Source organism: Hydrogenophaga sp. 5NK40-0174 (assembly GCF_040372165.1).
In the GTDB taxonomy this organism is placed as follows: domain Bacteria; phylum Pseudomonadota; class Gammaproteobacteria; order Burkholderiales; family Burkholderiaceae_C; genus Hydrogenophaga.
On record NZ_BAABWG010000007.1, the window covers coordinates 60,168 to 73,667 of the forward strand.

The 13,500-nt window shown below is 60.9% G+C and carries 11 protein-coding genes; 4 read left to right on the plus strand and 7 right to left on the minus strand.

Going from position 1 to position 13,500, the window contains the following annotated elements:
• Window positions 1-128: 128 nt before the first annotated feature.
• On the plus strand, window positions 129-1,115 hold the full coding sequence (corA, locus tag ABWV89_RS18285) for a magnesium/cobalt transporter CorA (protein WP_353400300.1): 987 nt from the start codon (window positions 129-131) through the stop codon (window positions 1,113-1,115).
• A gap of 669 nt (window positions 1,116-1,784) precedes the next feature.
• Here the strand turns inward: corA and ABWV89_RS18290 are convergent.
• From ABWV89_RS18290 to ABWV89_RS18305, 4 genes are all read right to left on the minus strand, one after another.
• The gene (locus ABWV89_RS18290) at window positions 1,785-2,543 is read right to left on the minus strand and encodes a 5'-methylthioadenosine/adenosylhomocysteine nucleosidase (protein ID WP_353400303.1); all 759 of its coding nucleotides are present in this window, start codon (window positions 2,541-2,543) and stop codon (window positions 1,785-1,787) included.
• A gap of 88 nt (window positions 2,544-2,631) precedes the next feature.
• On the minus strand, window positions 2,632-4,320 hold the full coding sequence (locus tag ABWV89_RS18295; RefSeq protein ID WP_353400306.1) for a long-chain-fatty-acid--CoA ligase: 1,689 nt from the start codon (window positions 4,318-4,320) through the stop codon (window positions 2,632-2,634).
• A gap of 318 nt (window positions 4,321-4,638) precedes the next feature.
• Window positions 4,639-6,057, minus strand: a complete 1,419-nt coding sequence (gene pntB / locus ABWV89_RS18300; RefSeq protein ID WP_353400308.1) for a Re/Si-specific NAD(P)(+) transhydrogenase subunit beta — start codon at window positions 6,055-6,057, stop codon at window positions 4,639-4,641.
• A gap of 44 nt (window positions 6,058-6,101) precedes the next feature.
• Window positions 6,102-7,739, minus strand: a complete 1,638-nt coding sequence (locus ABWV89_RS18305) for a Re/Si-specific NAD(P)(+) transhydrogenase subunit alpha (RefSeq protein WP_353400311.1) — start codon at window positions 7,737-7,739, stop codon at window positions 6,102-6,104.
• Window positions 7,740-8,112: 373 nt separating this feature from the next.
• Between ABWV89_RS18305 and ABWV89_RS18310 the strand changes: the two genes are divergently transcribed.
• The 3 genes from ABWV89_RS18310 (at window position 8,113) to ABWV89_RS18320 (ending at window position 11,316) form a co-directional block, all read left to right on the plus strand.
• Window positions 8,113-8,589 (plus strand): NUDIX hydrolase, encoded by a 477-nt coding sequence (locus tag ABWV89_RS18310; RefSeq protein WP_353400313.1) that lies wholly within the window; start codon window positions 8,113-8,115, stop codon window positions 8,587-8,589.
• Between the two features lie 313 nt (window positions 8,590-8,902).
• The gene (locus ABWV89_RS18315) at window positions 8,903-10,021 is read left to right on the plus strand and encodes a carboxynorspermidine decarboxylase (RefSeq protein WP_353400316.1); all 1,119 of its coding nucleotides are present in this window, start codon (window positions 8,903-8,905) and stop codon (window positions 10,019-10,021) included.
• Window positions 10,022-10,074: 53 nt separating this feature from the next.
• Entirely contained in the window at window positions 10,075-11,316 is a 1,242-nt protein-coding gene (locus ABWV89_RS18320; RefSeq protein WP_353400319.1) for a saccharopine dehydrogenase family protein, read from the plus strand.
• 72 nt (window positions 11,317-11,388) lie between these two features.
• On the opposite strand, the gene ABWV89_RS18325 is transcribed toward ABWV89_RS18320, so the two are convergent.
• The 3 genes from ABWV89_RS18325 to ABWV89_RS18335 form a co-directional block, all read right to left on the minus strand.
• Window positions 11,389-11,898 (minus strand): hypothetical protein, encoded by a 510-nt coding sequence (locus tag ABWV89_RS18325; protein WP_353400322.1) that lies wholly within the window; start codon window positions 11,896-11,898, stop codon window positions 11,389-11,391.
• On the minus strand, window positions 11,895-12,815 hold the full coding sequence (locus ABWV89_RS18330; protein ID WP_353400324.1) for a dioxygenase family protein: 921 nt from the start codon (window positions 12,813-12,815) through the stop codon (window positions 11,895-11,897). The genes ABWV89_RS18325 and ABWV89_RS18330 overlap by 4 nt, the downstream gene beginning before the upstream one ends.
• A 114-nt stretch (window positions 12,816-12,929) precedes the next feature.
• Window positions 12,930-13,481: a cytochrome b/b6 domain-containing protein gene (locus ABWV89_RS18335; protein WP_353400327.1), complete on the minus strand. Its 552-nt coding sequence runs from the start codon at window positions 13,479-13,481 to the stop codon at window positions 12,930-12,932.
• Window positions 13,482-13,500: the final 19 nt, after the last annotated feature.

Sequence of the window (13,500 nt, forward strand, 5' to 3'; positions counted from 1 at the left end):
GGCACCAACGGCATGGCGAGGCCTGGACTGAAAGCACAGCCAAACCACCTTCGCCCCCCGCCCACCCAATGCCGTGAGGCCCGCCTCGGCGCCAAACGACATTCAGCCCGCCCGCATCGGAGCGACACATGCTCAACGTGTTCAGCCTGGCCAACGGCCGCCTCGTTCAGGAAGAGATCGCCTCTCTCGAAGACCTGACCCACTGCAAACCCATCTGGGTGGACCTGGAGTCCCCCACCGTGGAGGAACGACGCTGGGTCAAGCAGCACTTCGGCCTGTCCATCCCGGAAGATGCGATGGACGACGACATCGAAGAGTCCGCTCGCTTCTTTGAAGAGGACAACGGCGAACGCCATATCCGTAGCGATTTCTTCATCGACGACCCGGACCTCCCGCACGCCATCCGCGTGGCGTTCATCCTGAACGAACACAACGACTCGCTCAAAAGCAAAGGCGTTCTGTTCTCCATACACGACGAAGACGTGCCAGTGTTCCGCTTGCTGCGGATGCGGGCCCGTCGCATGCCGGGACTGATCGAAGACGCCAAAGACGTGCTGCTCATGCTCTTCGACTCGGACGCGGAATACTGCGCTGACACGCTCGAGGAGATCTATGACGATCTCGACCGGGTCAGCCGCCAGGTTCTCTCGGGCGAAGTGACCGACGACACCGCCGGCCAGGTGCTCGCAGCCATTGCGCGCCACGAAGACTTGTCCGGCCGGATCCGGCGCAACATGATGGATACCCGGCGCGCCGTGAGCTTCACCATGCGCTCGCGCATGCTCAGCGCAGAACAGTTCGAGGATGCGCGGCAGATTCTGCGAGACCTGGATTCGCTTGACAGCCACACCGCGTTTTTGTTCGACAAGATCAACTTCCTGATGGACGCGACGGTCGGTTTCATCAACATCAACCAGAACAAGATCATCAAGATCTTCTCTGTGGCCAGCGTCGCCATGCTGCCACCAACGCTGATCGCCAGCCTGTACGGCATGAACTTCCAGTACATGCCTGAGCTGAGCCAGAAATGGGGCTATCCGTTTGCGCTGGGGTTGATGGTGTTGTCGGCGGTGATTCCGATGTTGTATTTCCGGAAGCGGGGATGGCTGAGGTGAGGGGTGGGTTGTAGCTTGCTGCTACGGACCAGCTGAACCCTGCTTTCAGGCGGTGAATGGATTTCTCCAGTAAAGCTGGGCTTCTTCTTTCATTCTTCTTTTTCTTCCCCCCCTATCCCCCCCGCCCCTTTCCACCCCCGCCGGGGCGGAAAGGGGAGCCTTTAAACATTCGGCTTTTGCTACTTGGACGGCTGGCTACTGGCGGGAGGTTGCCACTGCTTCTCGCTCCCCGCGGTTTCTCCACAGCTGTCGTAGGAACCTCGCCTGCACATGGTGCGCCCACGGCAGGCAACCGGCATTGCCGCTGCGCGGCTCGCCGGTTGACTGCAAGCGAGACTTTGCAGGTCAACGAGATTGGCAACGCGTGAAGCAAGCGCACATCCGACAAGCCGCGAAGCGGCAAAGTCAGATGGGCGCCGTGGGCGTTAAGACCAAAGCCGAGGCTCCTACGACAGCCTCAACGAAATGTATGTACCCCAAACCAAGGTGGCGACGGTTCGAGCCGTAGAAGCTGGGTCGGAGACCAGAAGCCAAATGAGAGCTCCCCCTTTCCGCCCGGCGGGGTGGAAAGGGGGTTGGGGGGATAGGGGGGAAAGAGAAAAAGAACGAAAGAAAAAACTCGAGCTTCAAGAGCCAACAAGCGCCTGGCCGCAGGCAAAACCGAACAACTCAGTGCCAAGCCCGGAGCAACCGATCCACCACCACCCCGCTGTACCGACTCGCCACTTCCCGCAGGAACTTCGGAAAGTCCACATGGGCCTCATCATCGGCCCGGTCGGAAATCGTCCTCACCACGGCCAGCGGCACACCAAAGTCATGGCACACCTGCGCAAAGGCTGCGCCTTCCATCTCCACCGCCAGCGCCTCTGGCAACTCCGCGCACAGTTTTTGCGACTCTGCATTGGTCGATACAAAGCGATCACCGCTTAACAGCAAGCCTTCATGCACTTGAGGAGCATGCAAACCATGCGCTTCGAGAACGTCGGGAGCGATGCCTTGCGGTACCCATGCCGCCGTCTCGTCGCAAGCCTGCTTGAGCCGGTCACTGCCATCGGCGTCGGCGTCAAATCGCTTGCGGCCATAGCCCGGTACCTCGTGGCGCTCAAATATGGGCGAGGCATCCATGTCGTGCTGCAAGAACTGCCGCGCCACCACCATGTCCCCCACTTTCACGCCATCGCCCAGGCCACCGGCCACGCCGGTGAAGATGATGCGGTCCACCTTGAAGCGGTCGATCAGCAATGCCGCGGTCGTGGCCGCCGCCACCTTGCCGATGCCCGAGAGCACCACCACCACTTCGTGTCCGTGCAAATGCCCCAGCCAGAAGTCGCGCCCGGCCACTGTCTGCCGATGCTCGTCGGGCATCAGGTCGAGAACGCTGGAGAGTTCTTCGTGCAGGGCGGCAACAATCGCGGTAACGGCGGTCATGAACACAACTCCCGTGAGGTACGTAGGCTGAGACAAACAAAGAAAAAAGGGCGACTTGCGTCACCCTCTCATTGTCTCGCATACGCGCTCACTTCTTGTCGCGAAGCTCCCGCCGCAAAATCTTGCCCACTGGAGTCTTGGGCAGATCGGTACGAAACTCGACCACTTTGGGTTGCTTGTAGCCAGTGAGATGCTCTTTGCAGAATTGCCGCACCTGCTGCTCAGTGAGCGACTCGTCCTTCTTGACGATCACCAGCTTGACAGCCTCACCAGACTTTTCATCAGGCACACCGACCACAGCGCATTCCATGACGCCCGGCATTTGCGCCACGACATCTTCCACTTCGTTCGGATAGACGTTGAAGCCGCTGACCAGGACCATGTCCTTCTTGCGATCGACGATCTTGAAGTAACCGTTCTCGTCCATGATGCCGATGTCACCGGTCTTGAAGTAGCCGTCGGCTGTCATGACTTTGGCCGTCTCTTCCGGACGCTGCCAGTAGCCGGCCATGACCTGAGGGCCTTTGATGGCAATCTCGCCAGGCTGACCTTGCGGGACCTCATTGCCTTCGTCGTCCAGGCATTTCATGTAGGTGTTGGGCATCGGCACACCGATGGTGCCGGTGAACTCTGTGTTGGTCACCGGGTTGCACGAAGCCGAAGGGCTGGTCTCTGAGAGGCCATAGCCTTCACAAATCGGGCAGCCGGTTTTCTCCAGCCACATCTTGGCCACGGCCCCTTGCACCGCCATGCCGCCACCGACCGAGACTTTCAGGTTGGACCAGTCCACCGTTTTGAAATCGGGATGATTGGCCAGACCATTGAACAGCGTGTTGACAGCGGGAAAACTGTGAATCGTGTGCTTGGACAATTCCTTGAGCACGGCCGGCAGGTCGCGCGGATTCGGAATGAGCACCATCTTGCCGCCGGTGCGCATGTTGAGCATCATGCCGACGGTGAAAGCAAAGATGTGATAGAGCGGCAGCGCACAAACGGCTGTCGGCTGTTGACCGGCCGGCACCTTCTTCATCACCGGCTCGTTCCAGGCCTCGGACTGCAATGCGTTGGCGATGACGTTTCGATGCAGCAGGACCGAACCTTTCGAGACACCCGTGGTGCCGCCGGTGTACTGCAGGACAGCCACATCATCGGGCGCAATCTCGGGGCGCTTGAGGCTGCCGCGCGAGCCGCGTGCAATCGCATCGTTGAAACGCACCGCATGCGGCAGGCTGTACTCGGGCACCATCTTCTTCACGTTGCGCACGACGTAGTTGACGATTGCGCCCTTGATCAGGCCGAGCATGTCGCCCATGGCGGCCAGCACCACGTGCTTGACCTGAGTCTGGCCAATGCACTGCTCCAGCGTGTGTGCGAAGTTTTCGATGATGACGATGGCTTGCGCGCCCGAGTCCTTGAGCTGATGCTCCAGCTCGCGCGCGGTGTAGAGGGGGTTGACGTTGACGACGACAAAGCCTGCCCGCAGGATGGCCGAGACCACGATGGGGTACTGCGGCACGTTGGGCATCATGATCGCAACACGGTCGCCTTTGACCAGGCCCAGCCCTTGCAAATAAGCGGCAAATGCCTGGGACAACGAGTCTGTCTTCCCGAAGCTGACCTCCTTGCCCATGAAGCTGTAGGCCGGCCGGTCGGCAAACTTGGTGAAGCTCTCCTCGATGAGGTGAACCAGCGAGGGATATTGCTCCACATTGATATCGGCGGGCACCCCTTCCGGATACGCGCTCAACCAGGGACGATCAGCAGTAGCTGCAGGCATTGAAGTCTCTCTCCACTTACTTATATTGCGAATACACGAAGAACCATCCGATTGTCCAAACTTGGCTCTTCGGCTCCGAGCGTGTTTTCCCTTACCTCATTCTGACAGAAGCCAGAGCAGCGCCGTGTCACACTGGTTCGCTTCTGCTCAGTCTTTCCCGGGCATGCGCCGCTGTCGCAACGCCACCCGGGCTATCGACATGGTGCCAGAAATGTCTCGATTCGATTCGTATCGCTCACCTAACGGAAGCAAAACTGCGCTGAAGGGCAGAAAAAAGCCGCCTTGAGGAGGCGGCTTTCTTTCGCGAAGGCCGCGACTTCAGGACTTGAGCGCCACCAGCACCTCGTCCAGCATCTTCTTGGCGTCGCCAAACAGCATGCGGTTGTTCTCCTTGTAGAACAAGGGGTTATCCACACCTGCATAGCCAGAAGCCATGGAGCGCTTCATGACGATGGAGGTCTTGGCATTCCAGACTTCCAGCACTGGCATGCCAGCGATGGGGCTGTCCGGATCCTCGGCAGCACTCGGATTGACGATATCGTTGGCGCCGATGACCATGGCCACATCCGTGTCGCCGAAATCATCGTTGATCTCGTCCATTTCCATCACGATGTCGTACGGCACCTTGGCCTCGGCCAGCAGCACGTTCATGTGGCCAGGCATGCGACCGGCCACGGGGTGAATGCCGAAGCGAACATTCACACCTTTTTCGCGAAGCGTCTTGGTGATCTCGAACACAGTGTGCTGCGCCTGGGCAACCGCCATGCCATAGCCAGGCACGATGATCACGTTCTTGGCATCGCGCAGCAGTTCTGCCGTTTCAGTCGCCGTCACGGGCACAACTTCACCTTGTGGCTCTGCAGCTGCTCCTGAGGTCTTGGCAGCAGGCTTGCCAGATCCACTGCCAAAGCCACCAGCGATCACGCTGATGAAGTTGCGGTTCATCGCGTTGCACATGATGTACGACAGGATGGCACCGGACGAGCCCACCAGGGCACCGGTGACGATGAGCAAGTCGTTGTTGAGCATGAAACCGGTGGCCGCGGCGGCCCAGCCGGAGTAGCTGTTGAGCATGGACACCACCACCGGCATGTCGGCACCGCCAATGGCCATCACCATGTGCACGCCAAACAGCAGCGCAATCACGGTCATGATGATCAGCGGCGTCATGCCGGTTTCGACATCGTGCGCATTGAGGAACACGCGACCAAACCAGATCACGACCAGCAGGGCGATGAGGTTGAGCCAGTGGCGCGCGGGCAGCAGCAAGGGCTTGCCGCCGATCTTGCCATTGAGCTTGCCAAAGGCGATGAGCGAGCCGGAGAAGGTGACGGCACCGATCAGGATGCCGACGTAAATCTCCACTTCGTGGATGATCTTCTCGGCACCTTCGAGCTGGAGCGAAGTGTCGACATAACTGGCAAAACCCACCAGGCAGGCAGCCAGACCGACAAGGCTGTGCATCAATGCCACCAGTTCGGGCATCTGGGTCATCTTCACCGTCCTGGCGGCGTACAGACCGATGCTGCCACCGATGACAAGTGCACCGATGATCCAGGGAATGCCGGCGGGAGAAACGCGCGGACCGAACACGGTGGCCAGCACGGCCAGCGCCATGCCGATCATGCCGTAGAGGTTGCCGCGCCGCGACGATTCGGGGTTGGACAAGCCGCCAAGGCTCAGGATGAACAGAATGGCGGCGCCGAGGTAGGAGACCGTAGCTAGGCTTTGGGACATGGTCGTCAAGTCTCTTTCTTATGCAGTGATTCTTCTGGGCTGGTTTACTTGCGGAACATGGCGAGCATGCGACGGGTCACGGCAAAGCCACCGAACATGTTGATGGCGGTGAGCACGATGCCGACAAAAGCGAGCCAGAGAATCAGTTGGTCAGGTCGTCCGTTGACCCCTGCGTCCGGGGGGGAAATCTGAATGAGCGCACCGATCACGATGATGCTGGAGATGGCGTTGGTCACGCTCATCAGCGGGGTGTGCAGTGCAGGGGTCACGTTCCAAACGACCATGTAGCCGATGAAGCAGGCCAGCACGAAAACGGTGAAGTGCCCCAGGAACGCGGCCGGCGCAAATGAGCCAATCGCCCAGAACGCCAGGGCGCCCACAGCGAAGATGATGGCCAGCGTCTTGGCGGGCAAGGGGCCGCCAGGTCCGTGGCCATGGCCACCCTTCTTCTCCACCGGCACCGCCGGCTTGGCCGCTGGCTTGGGCGTTGCCGCAGGCGTCAGCGGTGGCGCAGGCCAGGTGATCTCTCCGTCCTTGATGACGGTCAGGCCACGGATGGCATCGTCTTCCATGTTGACGTTGATGACACCGTCTTTGGTCTTGCACAGCTCTTCAGTCAGACGGAACAGGTTGGTGCCGTACAGCGTGGACGACTGGCGAGCCATGCGAGAAGCCAGGTCGGTATAGCCGATGATGGTCACGCCGTACTTGACGACAGCCTGGCCGGGCTCTGTGAGCTCGCAGTTGCCGCCTTGCTCGGCAGCCATGTCCACGATCACGCTACCGGGCTTCATGGTCTTGACCATTTCTGCCGTGATCAGCTTGGGCGCCGGCTTGCCGGGGATCAGCGCGGTGGTGATGATGATGTCGGCATCCTTGGCCTGCTGCGCATACATCTCGCGCTGCGCGGCCTGGAAGCCTTCGCTCATGACCTTGGCATAACCGCCGCCGCCTGAGCCCTCTTCCTCATAGTCCACCTTGACGAACTCTCCGCCGAGCGAGACCACCTGATCGGCCACTTCTGCACGCGTATCGTTGGCGCGAACAATCGCACCCAGGCTGGCAGCGGCTCCAATGGCCGCCAGACCGGCCACGCCAGCGCCTGCGATGAACACCTTGGCAGGCGGCACCTTGCCAGCGGCCGTGATCTGGCCATTGAAGAAGCGACCGAACGCATTGGCGGCTTCGACCACTGCGCGGTAGCCGCTGACGCCAGCCGTCGAGGTGAGCGCATCCATCTTCTGCGCACGGCTGAGGGTTCGAGGCAGTGCATCAATGGCCAGCGCAGTGACCTTGCGCTCCGACAGTGCCTTCATCAGGTCCGGATTCTGTGCCGGCCAGATGAAACCGATCAGGGCCTGCCCTTCGCGCATCAGCGCCACTTCGTCCATGGAAGGCGCGCGCACCTTGAAGACGATGTCGCTGCTGCCCCACAGCTCGGCAGCCGTAGGGGCGATGCTGGCACCCGCTTCGCGGTAGTCGTCGTCGCTGAAATTGGCCAGCTCGCCAGCGCCGCTTTCAACGATCACGGCAAAACCCAGCTTGATCAGCTTGACCACCACATCGGGGACGGTCGCCACCCGCTTTTCACCGGGAAAGTTCTCTTTGGGTACGCCAATGCGCTGGGGCGTGACAGACGCAGCGCCGGAATCGGCGGCTTCGTTCGTGGTGCCATTCGTCATGGGGAAGGTCCTCAGTCCAGAGTTTTCAAAGAAATGGGGGCACGGCCGCGAAGAGTCGTGTTCGTCGCGCGCCGGCAGAATCGGATACGGAAAACGGAATCGGGCCGCATACCGCCATTGCAGAGATGGCAAGCGGGATGCCACCAAAGATCCTGGGGCATTGAGAGCGAGCGCACGCGCCACCGCGGATGATCCGGTGGGTGCGCCTTAGGGGGCACGAAAGTCTCCTCGCTCTCCACTTGCTGAAATGGTCTGATACAGCTTCGTCTGGGGCAAGCTTACCCGAAACCTTAAGAAAGCTGACAGGGGTGTACCCTGTCACCGCAGGGGGTACCGGGCGACATTTGTCACCCGGGGGACGGATAATGGCGCGATGAATGAACGATGGAAGCCCAGTGCCACCGTGGCCGCCGTGATCGAACACAAGGGCCGCTACCTCCTGATCGAGGAGCACACGCCAGAAGGCCTGCGCCTGAACAACCCTGCCGGCCACCTGGACCCGGGTGAGAGCCCTGAGCAAGGTGTGGCCCGGGAAACGCTGGAAGAAACGGCCTATGAGTTCAAGCCGACCGCGCTGGTCGGCATCTACCTCTCGCGCTTTCACCGTCCGGCCACTGGCGAAGACGTGACGTACCTGCGCTTTGCCTACTGTGGCATGGTGGGCAAGCATCACCCCGACCAGCCATTGGACAAGGGCATTGTGCGAACGCTCTGGTTGACACCGGACGAGGTAAGGGCGAGCGCCAAACGGCACCGCAGTCCACTGGTGCTCCGTTGCATGGAGGACCATCTGGCGGGCAAGCGCTACCCGCTCGGCGTGGTGCACACCGACGGATCAATCTACGGTTAATTTCCGCTGTCATATAGGGCAGCACAAGGGCTGGGATAATTGGGGCCTTTTCACACTGTTTTCCATGATGCGTTGCGGATCAAAAGGCCCATGCGCAAGACGCGAAACGCAGCCGGGGTAGTCCCCCGGCCAGGCTTCGCAACGCCGCGCATGGGCGTTTTGGCCGCAACCCGAAGGGAATGGGTTGCAAACAGCACAACTCGTTTTTGCAGTCCCAGGTCAGACCCCAGTCTGGCCGTCGTCCCGCGCCTAGATTGACACTGCTTGCAACCAATTCGCACTTGGAAATCAGTGTGAACAGGCCCTACACGCTATGAAAAGCCCTGACCTGCCGACACCTTATTACCTGGTCGACAAGGCCCGACTGCTGCCCAACCTGGAGAAGATCGCGTGGTTGCGCGAGCGCTCCGGCGCCAAATCCCTTCTTGCGCTCAAGTGCTTTGCCACCTGGTCGGTCTTCGACTTCATGGCCGAGTACATGGATGGCACCACCAGCTCATCCCTGTTTGAAGTGCGGCTGGGCAAGGAAAAGTTTCCCGGCGAAACCCATGGCTATTCTGTGGCCTGGGCCGACCACGAGATCGATGAGGCGGTGGGCTATTGCGACAAGATCATTTTCAACACCGCTGCACAACTGCGCCGGTTCGACGCTGCGTCTCAAGGCAAGACACGCGGTCTGCGTGTGAACCCCGGCGTCAGCTCGTCCAGCTTTGACCTGGCCGACCCTGCACGACCGTTCTCCCGACTGGGCGAGCACGATCCGGCCACGATCGAAGCCACCATGAAAGAAGTCGGCGGCATCTCCGGCTTCATGTTCCACAACAATTGCGAGAACCGCCAGATCCAGCGTTTCGAAGACATGCTGGCGCACATCGAGCAACGATTTGGCCACCTGATCCGCCAGATGCAATGGATCAGCCTGGGCGGAGGCATTTCCTTCACCGCCGAAGGCTACCCGCTGGAAGCCCTGGCCGAGCGACTCAAGCGCTTTGCCGACACTTATGAGGTTCAGGTCTATCTGGAGCCGGGCGAAGCGTCTGTGCTGAACTCGACCACGCTGGAGGTCAGCGTGCTCGACACCATGAACAATGGCAAGAACCTCGCCATCGTCGACAGCTCCATCGAAGCCCACATGCTCGACCTGCTGGTGTATCGGTACGCCGGACGCATGCAGCCCGACGAGGGCGAACACGAGTGGATGGTGTGCGGCAAGTCTTGCCTGGCCGGTGACATCTTCGGCGAATTCAGGTTCGGCCAGCCACTCAAGGTAGGTGACCGCTTGTCCATCGAAGATGGCGCTCCCTACACCATGGTCAAGAAGAACTGGTTCAACGGCGTGCAGATGCCATCCATCGCCATCAAGGAGCTGGACGGTCAGATTCGCCTCGTCCAGCGCTTTGGCTACGAAGATTTCGCCGCTGCATTGTCCTGAGCGGCAAGCACCGGCCAACCATCCATTGAATGACAAGAAGGACAGTTAGCGAAGTGAAACGGAACGTTCTCATCATTGGCGCCGGCGGCGTCGCCCAGGTGGCCGCACACAAGTGCGCGCAGAACAACGACGTGCTGGGCGACATCCATATCGCGTCCCGCAAGATTGCCAAGTGCGACGCCATCATTGCCAGCATCCGGGAAAAAGGCAGCCTCAAGGTCAGGGATGGCTTGCTCCAGTCCCACCTCATCGATGCCATGGACACCGCCGCGGTGGCGGAGCTGATCCGCCAGACGGGAACACAGATCGTCATCAACCTTGGCAGCGCGTTCGTGAACATGTATGTACTGGAAGCTTGCCTGCAGACAGGCGCTGCCTACATGGACACTGCCATTCATGAAGATCCGCTCAAAATCTGCGAAGCGCCACCCTGGTACGCCAACTACGAGTGGAAGCGGCGCGAGCGATGCGCAGAAGCGGGTGTCACCGCCGTGCTCGGCATTGGCTTCGACCCAGGCGTTGTCAACGCCTACGCTCGCCTGGCCGAAGACAAGTTCCTCGACACCATCGAAAGTGTCGACATCATCGACATCAATGCCGGCAGCCATGACCGCTGGTTTGCCACCAATTTCGACCCTGAAGTGAATTTTCGCGAGTTCACCGGCACCGTCCTGACCTGGCAAAAGGGCCAGTGGCAAGAGAACAAGATGTTTGAAGTGGGCCAGACCTGGGATCTGCCCGTGGTCGGCGAGCAAAAGGCCTATCTCACGGGTCATGACGAGTTGCACTCACTGTCGCAACGCTACCCGCAAGCCGATCTGCGCTTCTGGATGGGCTTTGGCGATCACTACATCAACGTCTTCAATGTGCTCAACAACCTGGGCCTGCTCTCAGAGCAACCTGTCAAGACACATGAAGGACTGGAAGTCGTGCCCCTCAAGCTGGTCAAGGCAGTGCTGCCCGATCCGGCCAGCCTGGCACCGAGCTACAAGGGCAAGACCTGCATTGGCGATCTGGTCAAAGGCCAGAAGAATGGTCAGCCTGCAGAAGTCCTGGTGTACAACGTGGCCGACCATGAGCAGGCCTATGCCGAAGTGGGCAGCCAGGGCATCTCCTACACGGCTGGGGTGCCCCCCGTGGCCGCCGCCATGCTGATTGCCAACGGCACCTGGGACACCGGCACCATGAACAATGTCGAAGACCTGGACCCGGCGCCGCTGCTGACGCTGATGGACACCATCGGGCTGACCACCCGCGTTCGGGACGCCAAGGGCGATCGCCCATGGAATGCCTGAGACACGACCCCATGCGCGCGATGGCGAGGTGAGTGAACAGACCCGCTGAAGCGGGTCCTTTTTTTGCCTCGGCTAGCTCTCGACGTTTGCTCGCCGTGTCAGCCTCGGTATGTCCCAGTGGTGAGCGATTTCCCTTAACAGCAGCAAGATGGCATCACCTTGCGATGTCGCTCCAAAGCGCACCCGGCCTGCCGTGACGCTGCCTTGCGCCGCCTCTGCCCAGGTGCGAAAAGCGGACTCCAGCACCTCGCGCGTGAGCGTACCGCCGTTCACTGGCAGCAGCGCAGTGTGTGGCGCCACGAGCTTGTCAAACGCATCCGCATTCAAACTGGCTGACTCTGGCGCTGAAGCCCACGTCGCCACCGACTGCAGTGCGTCTTCGATGTGATCGATGGCGCACTCGATGTCGGCGGCCTTGGGTTCGCCGGGCCAGGCAAAGCTGTCCATGCGCGACCAGCCCAATGCCAGCGTCGCGGAATGGTCGCCCACCGAAACAGAGAGCGCCCGGGCCGACAGGTCCAGCCTCAGCTCGCTGGCCACGTGCATGCCCGCCGCGCCATTCGCGCCATTCGCGCCATTCACGCCGGTACCGCTTGACCTGCGGGCTCAGTGAGCAAAGCCGGAACGGTGCCGAACACGAAAGAGTCCATGGACAACACCCCGTGCGTGAAGCCGCCGTCCACCACCGTGCCCGGTGGCTCATCGCCTGCAGCCCCTGCGGCCACCATGAGCGGCCACAGGTGCTCGGCGGTGGGGTGAGCACGGTGGGCGTGCGGTGCTTCGTGCATGGTGCGGCGCAGCGCCTGGTGCTGGCGCCCTGTGACGGCTGTGCGAATCCACTCTGAAAACTCTCGCGCATAGGCCACGGGCTCTCCGCCACCATCCCACTGCACTTCGTACAGGTTGTGCGTCAGACTGCCGGAGCCGACGATGAGGACACCTTCGTCTGCCAGCGGTGCCAGCGCCTGGCCGAGCGCATAGGCAGAGTCACCTTGTGTGGTTCGTGGCATGGACACCTGGAACACCGGGACGCTCGCATCCGGGAACAAGTGCATCAGCGGCACCCAGGTGCCATGGTCGAAGCCCCATTGGGTATCGGGCTGGGCATCCCAGCCGGCGTCCCGCAGGGCTTCCAGGGCACGCTGAGCCACTTCCGGTGCACCTGGCGCCGGATAGTTCAGCCGGTAGAGGGCGGGATCAAAGCCGCCAAAGTCGTGGATGGTTTCCGGTGATGCCGTCACCGCCACGCGGGGCTGAGGTGTCATCCAGTGTGCGGATACGACCAGTACGGCTTTGGGCGTGGGCAGGCTTTGTCCCAGCGCCGTCAAGGCTGGGCCTGCCACACCGGGTTCCAGCGCGAAGCTGGGTGCGCCGTGGGACACAAAGATGCTGGGGAGGCGCCCCATCTCTGGACGCCAGGCAATCGAACTCGACATGATGATGGGCCTTTCTTGCGGCTCCGGCACCTTGCCCGAGCCCTTGGCGGAAACGAAAATCAAGCTGTTTCCGCTGTCTGCCCATCAGTTTGAGGCTTCGACCATTCATTTGAATCGATCTTGTTTGAAGATTTCATTCAACGAATTTGAATGCATTTGGGGCGCGACCTTCATCACTCAGTATCGCTCCTTCACCCCTGTCACCATGGCCTTGATCAGTCGGGTGCGCTCCTTGCGCCCCATGAACAGCGCAGCGGCTGCATGGATGGCGGCGGCCAGCATCAGGCCGTTGGCCAGCAGTTCGTGCAGCTCTTCAAGCCATTCTTCGCCCCAGAAGGCGTCCAGCCCCTGCATCCAGCCGGTCACGCCCAGGGAGAGCACGAGCGCCATCAGGAGCAACATCATGAGTGCGCCCAGGGGGTTGTGGCCCCAGTGAAAGGGGGCGGCCCCTGCGCGAAGCCCTGCGAGGTGCGTGCGCAGCCTCGAGGGCGTCGGGAAGAAGTCGGCAAAGCGGGCATGTCTGGAACCGACGAAGCCCCAGACGATGCGGGCCATGACCAAACCGGCGGCGATGTAGCCCGCCCATTCATGCGGCGGATCGCCCTCCTCGAGCACAAAATAGTTGAGCAGCACGCAGCTGACCAAAGACCAGTGGAAGAGGCGAACAAACAGGTCCCAGACGGGCTGGGATCCCTGGCCGCGATGAACGGGAATCGGGCTGGCGGACATACGCGCTTTTTTCTCCTGG

What these genes read in the sequence shown, in the direction of transcription:
- corA (WP_353400300.1), top strand. Translation starts at nt 129, where the DNA reads ATGCTCAACGTGTTCAGCCTGGCCAACGGCCGCCTCGTTCAGGAAGAG.
- ABWV89_RS18290 (WP_353400303.1), bottom strand. Translation starts at nt 2,543, where the DNA reads ATGACCGCCGTTACCGCGATTGTTGCCGCCCTGCACGAAGAACTCTCC.
- ABWV89_RS18295 (WP_353400306.1), bottom strand. Translation starts at nt 4,320, where the DNA reads ATGCCTGCAGCTACTGCTGATCGTCCCTGGTTGAGCGCGTATCCGGAA.
- pntB (WP_353400308.1), bottom strand. Translation starts at nt 6,057, where the DNA reads ATGTCCCAAAGCCTAGCTACGGTCTCCTACCTCGGCGCCGCCATTCTG.
- ABWV89_RS18305 (WP_353400311.1), bottom strand. Translation starts at nt 7,739, where the DNA reads ATGACGAATGGCACCACGAACGAAGCCGCCGATTCCGGCGCTGCGTCT.
- ABWV89_RS18310 (WP_353400313.1), top strand. Translation starts at nt 8,113, where the DNA reads ATGAATGAACGATGGAAGCCCAGTGCCACCGTGGCCGCCGTGATCGAA.
- ABWV89_RS18315 (WP_353400316.1), top strand. Translation starts at nt 8,903, where the DNA reads ATGAAAAGCCCTGACCTGCCGACACCTTATTACCTGGTCGACAAGGCC.
- ABWV89_RS18335 (WP_353400327.1), bottom strand. Translation starts at nt 13,481, where the DNA reads ATGTCCGCCAGCCCGATTCCCGTTCATCGCGGCCAGGGATCCCAGCCC.